Source organism: Streptomyces turgidiscabies Car8 (assembly GCF_000331005.1).
Taxonomy (GTDB): Bacteria; Actinomycetota; Actinomycetes; order Streptomycetales; family Streptomycetaceae; genus Streptomyces; species Streptomyces turgidiscabies.
Map to the genome: position 1 here is coordinate 1 of NZ_AEJB01000375.1, position 5,616 is coordinate 5,616.

The window sequence follows — 5,616 nt, forward strand, 5'->3', positions numbered from 1 at the left end:
CGATCCACCTTCTGCGACGGCAACCCTCTGTTCTGGAGCCCTCCATGCTGAACATCGCGGACACACTGCACCGTTGGTGCCGCGAGGAACGCCCCTTCGCCCTGGCCACCGTCGTCGACGTCACCGGCAGCGCACCCCTGCCCGTCGGCACGTCCGTCGCGGTCGACGAGGACGGCAACGCCCTCGGCAGCATCTCCGGCGGCTGCGTCGAAGGCGCGGTGTACGAGCTGTGCCGACAGGTGCTCCAGGAGCAAGGCGCTCCCCGGCGTGCCCGGTTCGGCTACTCCGACGACGACGCCTTCGCCGTCGGCCTGACCTGCGGCGGCGAACTCGACGTCCTCGTCCAGCGCATCGACCCCGCCGCCCAGCCGCATCTCGGCGCGGCCCTCGCCGAGGCGGCCGAAGGGCGGACGGCCGCCGTCGCCCAGGTAGTTGACGGGCCGGAGGAACTGCTCGGCGCCACTCTGAGCGTGCTCGGCGACAGTTGGATCGCCGACCGTGTATTCGGCGACGGGCCGGCCGGCCCGGCAGTGGCGGACCGGGCCACCGCGCGACTGCGCGCCGGACGAACGGCGCTCGTCTCCCTCGGCGGAGACGCCGACACCTGCCCGGAGAAGCTTTCCGTCCTCGTCCATACGGCCGCCGCCCGTCCCCGCATGCTGATCTTCGGCGCCATCGACTTCGCCGCCGCCCTCGCCCAGGCCGGCCGGTTCCTGGGCTATCACGTCACCGTGTGCGACGCCCGCCCCGTCTTCGCCACCGAAGCCCGCTTCCCGCACGCCGACGAGGTGGTCGTCGACTGGCCCCACCGCTACCTGGCACGCACGGCCGTGGACGGGCGGACCGCCGTCTGTGTACTCACCCACGACGCCAAGTTCGACATCCCCCTTCTGCAGCTGGCTCTCGGCCTGCCCGTCGGCTACGTCGGCGCGATGGGCTCCCGACGCACGCACGAGGAGCGCCGGCTTCGTCTGCTCGAAGTCGGCGTCACACAGGAGCAGTTGGCCCGGCTGCGGTCCCCGATCGGCCTCGACCTCGGCGCCCGCACACCCGAGGAGACGGCGATCTCGATCACCGCGGAGATCATCGCCCACGCGAACCGAGCGAGTGGCCTCCCGCTGGTTCGGGTCAGCGGCCCGATCCACCGGACCTCCGAGGCGGCGCCGGAGGCAGCGGGGCACGGGGGAAAACTGCCCGACCGCCCGATGTCGGCGATCGGCGGCTAGGAAATGTCCTGCCGCCGGTCTCCTCAGGGCGGGACGACGGCCCGGCTTGCGTGCGTACCTACGCGAAGCGCAGCCGGTCATCTCGGCGGGCGGTACCACCGTCCGCGCCACGAAGCAGGGAGAAAATCCTCCCCCTCACAGAACGCCCGTGCGGTGCGACGCTTTTCGGCGTCCTCCGTCTCACGACAGTCGCACGTCGCCACGAAAGAGAATTCCACCGAATGCCACCCCTGACCGACGGCCGAACCCGCAGGCTGCCTTTCGTCGTCCTGGTGCTGTCCGCCGGGACATTCCTCATGGGCACCACCGAATTCGTCATCGCGGGCCTGCTGCCCGAGATCGCCGACGATCTGCATGTCAGCGTGTCCCACGCGGGTCTGCTGATCACGGTGTTCGCCGCCGGCATGATCGTCGGGGCGCCGACGATGGCTGTCGCGACGCTGCACCTGCCCCGGCGCTCCACGCTGGTCCTCGCGCTCGCCGTCTTCGCCCTCGGCCACCTGGTCGCCGCGCTCAGTTCGTCCTTCGCTCTCGTCCTCGCCGCCCGCGTGGTGACCGCGCTGGCGACAGGGACCTTCTGGTGCGTCGCCGCCGTCGTCGCCACGACCGCGGCGGGGCCGGCAGCGACGTCGCGGGCCCTGGGCATGCTTCTGGGAGGTCTCACCGTCGCCACCGTGGCCGGCGTACCGCTGGGCGCGTGGCTGGGGCAACTGTCGGGCTGGCGCGGGCCGTTCTGGGTGCTGGCCGCGCTGTCGGCCGGCGCGGCGGCCGTCATCGGACGGTACATCCCTGCTGACGAGCGTCCCGAAGCGCCCTCCGTCCGGGCCGAGTTCGCCGCGCTGCGGGATGTCCGGGTCTGGCTGACGCTGAGTTCCATGACGCTGCTGATGTGCGGTGTCCTGGCGACGTACGCCTACATCTCGCCCCTGCTCACCGAGCGCGCCGGCCTCCCCGCCGGGGCCGTGCCCATGGTCCTGACCAGCTACGGTCTGGGCGCCCTGGTGGGCACCATGGCCGGCGGGCGCCTGGGTGACCGTCGCCCCCTTGCCACGCTCATCACGGCCGCCGCCACGACCACGCTGGTCCTGCTGTCGTTGACCATTCTCTCCACAAGCCCCGCGGCGACCGTCGTCCTGGTGACGCTGCTGGGGATGACGGGCTTCGCCGCGAACCCGGCGCTCGGCGCGTTGGTCCTGCGTTTCGCCGGTTCCGCGCCCACCCTCGCGTCCGGCGTCAGCGGCGCGGCGCCCAACGTGGGCATCGCCGTCGGCTCCTGGACGGCGGGCGTCGCCCTGACCTCACCGCTGGGGCAAGCAGGCCCCCCGCTGGTCGGCACAGTAGCGGCCGCCCTCACCCTCGTACCGCTGGCCACACTCGCGCTGATGCGCGCCACCCGCTCCGATGCGCAGACGCCCCGACGAGGTGCGGCCTCGGAGCAGTCGAGCGGGCCGAGCGTGAGCGCTCCGCACGTCGGCTGACGCGGTGCTCGTCCTGCGCCGGCTCGACGGCCGCCGCAGGCATCGGTCAGCGGAGGGAGGAAGAGGGCGACAGGTTCTGGTCGGCGGCCCAGGAAGCCAGGATGCGCAGCCGTTCATGGGTGGGAGAACCGGGAGCCGCTGTCCAGACGGTCAGGTGCTGGTCGGGATCGGTGTTGGCGGTGAGCGTGTCCCAGTCCAGGACGAGTTCGCCGACGACCGGATGGTTGAGGGTCTTGGTGCCCACGGTGCGGCCGGCGACACGATGATCACCCCACCACTGGGCGAACTGCTGGTCACGTGTGGACAGTTCACCGACCAGCTCGATGAGACGGGGATCCTCCGGATACTGCGCCGCCTCCATCCGCACCTGTGCCACGGCGATCCGCGCCGAGCCCTCCCAGTCGGCGTAGAGGCTGCGCATCGCCGGATCCGTGAAGATGAGCCGGGGATAGTTGCGGTGCTTCTCCGGGATGCGGGAGAAATCGGTGACCAGCGCCGCCGCCAGCGCGTTCCACGCAAGGATGTCCCCGCGCCGCCCCTGCACGATGGCCGGGGTGGCGGTGAGGTCGTCCAGGACGCGTTGCAACTGCGCCTGGACCTTCTGCCTGCCGTGGCGCCGGGTGCGGGTGGAGGTCTTGCCCGCGAGCTGGAACAGATAGCCCCGCTCGTCGTCGTCCAGGTGGAGGACCCGGGCGATGGTGTCCAGCACCGGAGCGGACACCTGCATACGGCCCTGCTCGAGCCGGGTGTAGTAGTCGGTGCTGATCGAGGCGAGCTGGGCGACCTCCTCCCGGCGCAGCCCGGCCACCCGGCGGGGCCCGCCCGTCTCCGGCAGCCCGACCGTGCGGGGGCTCAGCTCGGAGCGGCGTTTCTTGAGGAACTCGCCGAGCTCATTGAGAGGAACGTTGCTGGTCATACTTCCCAATCTGACGAGGTTGGCAGATTCTGGTCGGCGGCCCAGGAGGCGAGGATGCGCAGCCGGTCGTGCGCGGGGGAACCTGGGGCAGCCGTCCAGACCGTCATGTGCTGGTCGGGGTCCGTGGTGGCGGTGAGGGTGTCGCAGTCGAGGGTGATCTCGCCCACGACCGGATGGATCAGGGTCTTGGTGCCCACGGTGCGGGCGGCGACGCGATGGTCGCCCCACCACTGGGCGAACTGATGGTCACGCATGGACAGTTCACCGACGAGCGCGATCAGCCGGGGATCCTCGGGATACTTCGCCGCCTCCATCCGCAGCTGAGCGACGGTGACCTGTGCGGCCGTCTCCCAGTCGGCGTAGAGACCGCGCAACGCCGCATCGGTGAACAGGAGCCGGGGGTAGTTGCGGTGCTTCTCCGGGATGCGGGAGAAATCGGTGACCAGCGCCGCCGCCAGCGCGTTCCACGCCAGGATGTCGCCGCGCCGCCCCTGGATCATGGCCGGGACGGAGGAGAAATCCTCCAGCATCCGCCGCAGTCGCGGCTGGACCTTCCGCACGCCACGGCGCCGCGTGCGGACGGTGGTCCTGCCCGCGAGCCGGAACAGACAGCCCCGCTCGTCGTCGTCCAGACGGAGCACCCGGACAAGGGTGTCCAGGAGGGGAGCGGACGCCTGCATACGGCCCTGTTCGAGCCGGGTGTAGTAGTCGGTGCTGATCGAGGCGAGCTGGGCGACCTCCTCCCGGCGCAGCCCGGCCACCCGGCGGGGCCCGCCCGTCTCCGGCAGCCCGACCGTGCGGGGGCTCAGCTCGGAGCGGCGCTTCTTGAGGAATTCTCCCAGTTCGTTCAGGGGGACGTTGCTGGTCATGCTTCCCAGCATTACATCGATCGCACCTCGGGAAGGGGGGAGAATTTCCTCCCTGGATGTTCCTCTCCCCGGATAGATTCCTCCGCTTTTCGCGCCCGCCTCCGCATGCAAGGCTCGATATCGAGCAGCCGTTCAGGAATTCCCGCTGCGGTTCCACACTTCGTACCGAAGGAAACACCATCATGCGCGGAGCAGTCATTCACGCCCCCGGCGACGTGCGCTTCGAGGAACTCGGAGACCCGACAATCAGCCGGCCGACCGACGCCGTCATTCGCACGGTCGCGACCTGCGTGTGCGGTTCGGACCTCTGGCCCTACCGCGGCGCGGAGCCGGTGGACGAACCCCACCCGATGGGGCACGAGTACGTCGGCATCGTCGAGGAGGTCGGCAGCGAGGTCACCAACGTCAAGCCGGGGCAGTTCGTGGTCGGTTCCTTCGCCACCTCCGACAACACCTGCGCGAACTGCCGAAACGGCTACCAGTCCAGCTGTCTGCACCGCGAGTTCATGAGCACCTGTCAGGCCGACTACATCCGCATCCCCCACGCCCACGGCACACTGGTCGCCACCGACGAACATCCCGACAGCGCGTTCGTGCCGAGCCTGCTCGCCGTCTCCGACGTGATGGGCACCGGCTGGTACGCCGCTGTGGCCGCCGAGGTCAAGCCCGGCTCCACGGCTGTGGTCGTGGGTGACGGCGCGGTCGGCCTGTGCGGAGTGATCGCCGCCAGGGAGCTGGGCGCCGAGCGGATCATCGCCATGAGCCGCCACGCCTCCCGCCAGAAACTCGCCCTGGAGTTCGGCGCCACCGACATCGTCACCGAGCGGGGCGAAGAAGGCGTGGCCCGCGTCAAGGACCTCACCGGCGGTATCGGCGCCGACTCCGTACTGGAGTGCGTCGGCACCTCCGAGTCCATGCGGCAGGCCCTGCACGCCGCGCGCCCCGGCGGCAACGTCGGCTTCGTCGGCGTCCCGCACGACGTGGCGGTCGACGGCCAGGAGCTGTTCTTCTCGCACGTCGGCCTGCGCGGCGGCCCCGCCCCCGTACGCGCCTACCTTCCCGACCTGATCGACCGTGTCCTGTCCGGCCGGATCGAGCCGGGCAAGGTCTTCGACCTCACCCTGCCC

General features: G+C 70.7%; 5 protein-coding genes. 3 read left to right on the forward strand and 2 right to left on the reverse strand.

Annotated elements, in window-relative coordinates:
- Positions 1 to 44: 44 nt before the first annotated feature.
- Complete coding sequence (locus STRTUCAR8_RS27885; protein WP_006379433.1) at positions 45 to 1,226, forward strand: XdhC family protein; 1,182 nt, start codon at positions 45 to 47, stop codon at positions 1,224 to 1,226.
- 221 nt (positions 1,227 to 1,447) lie between these two features.
- Positions 1,448 to 2,704: an MFS transporter gene (locus STRTUCAR8_RS27890; protein WP_006379434.1), complete on the forward strand. Its 1,257-nt coding sequence runs from the start codon at positions 1,448 to 1,450 to the stop codon at positions 2,702 to 2,704.
- 46 nt (positions 2,705 to 2,750) lie between these two features.
- Here the strand turns inward: STRTUCAR8_RS27890 and STRTUCAR8_RS27895 are convergent, their stop codons facing one another.
- A complete protein-coding gene (locus tag STRTUCAR8_RS27895; protein WP_006379432.1) occupies positions 2,751 to 3,620 on the reverse strand; it encodes a helix-turn-helix domain-containing protein in 870 nt (289 codons plus the stop codon).
- Positions 3,617 to 4,501: a helix-turn-helix domain-containing protein gene (locus tag STRTUCAR8_RS27900; protein WP_006379435.1), complete on the reverse strand. Its 885-nt coding sequence runs from the start codon at positions 4,499 to 4,501 to the stop codon at positions 3,617 to 3,619. Before STRTUCAR8_RS27900 ends, STRTUCAR8_RS27895 begins: the two co-directional genes overlap by 4 nt.
- Positions 4,502 to 4,671: 170 nt before the next feature.
- On the opposite strand from STRTUCAR8_RS27900, the gene STRTUCAR8_RS27905 reads away from it, so the two are divergent.
- The coding region (locus STRTUCAR8_RS27905) for a zinc-dependent alcohol dehydrogenase family protein (protein WP_006379431.1) at positions 4,672 to 5,616 on the forward strand (945 nt) is incomplete at its 3' end.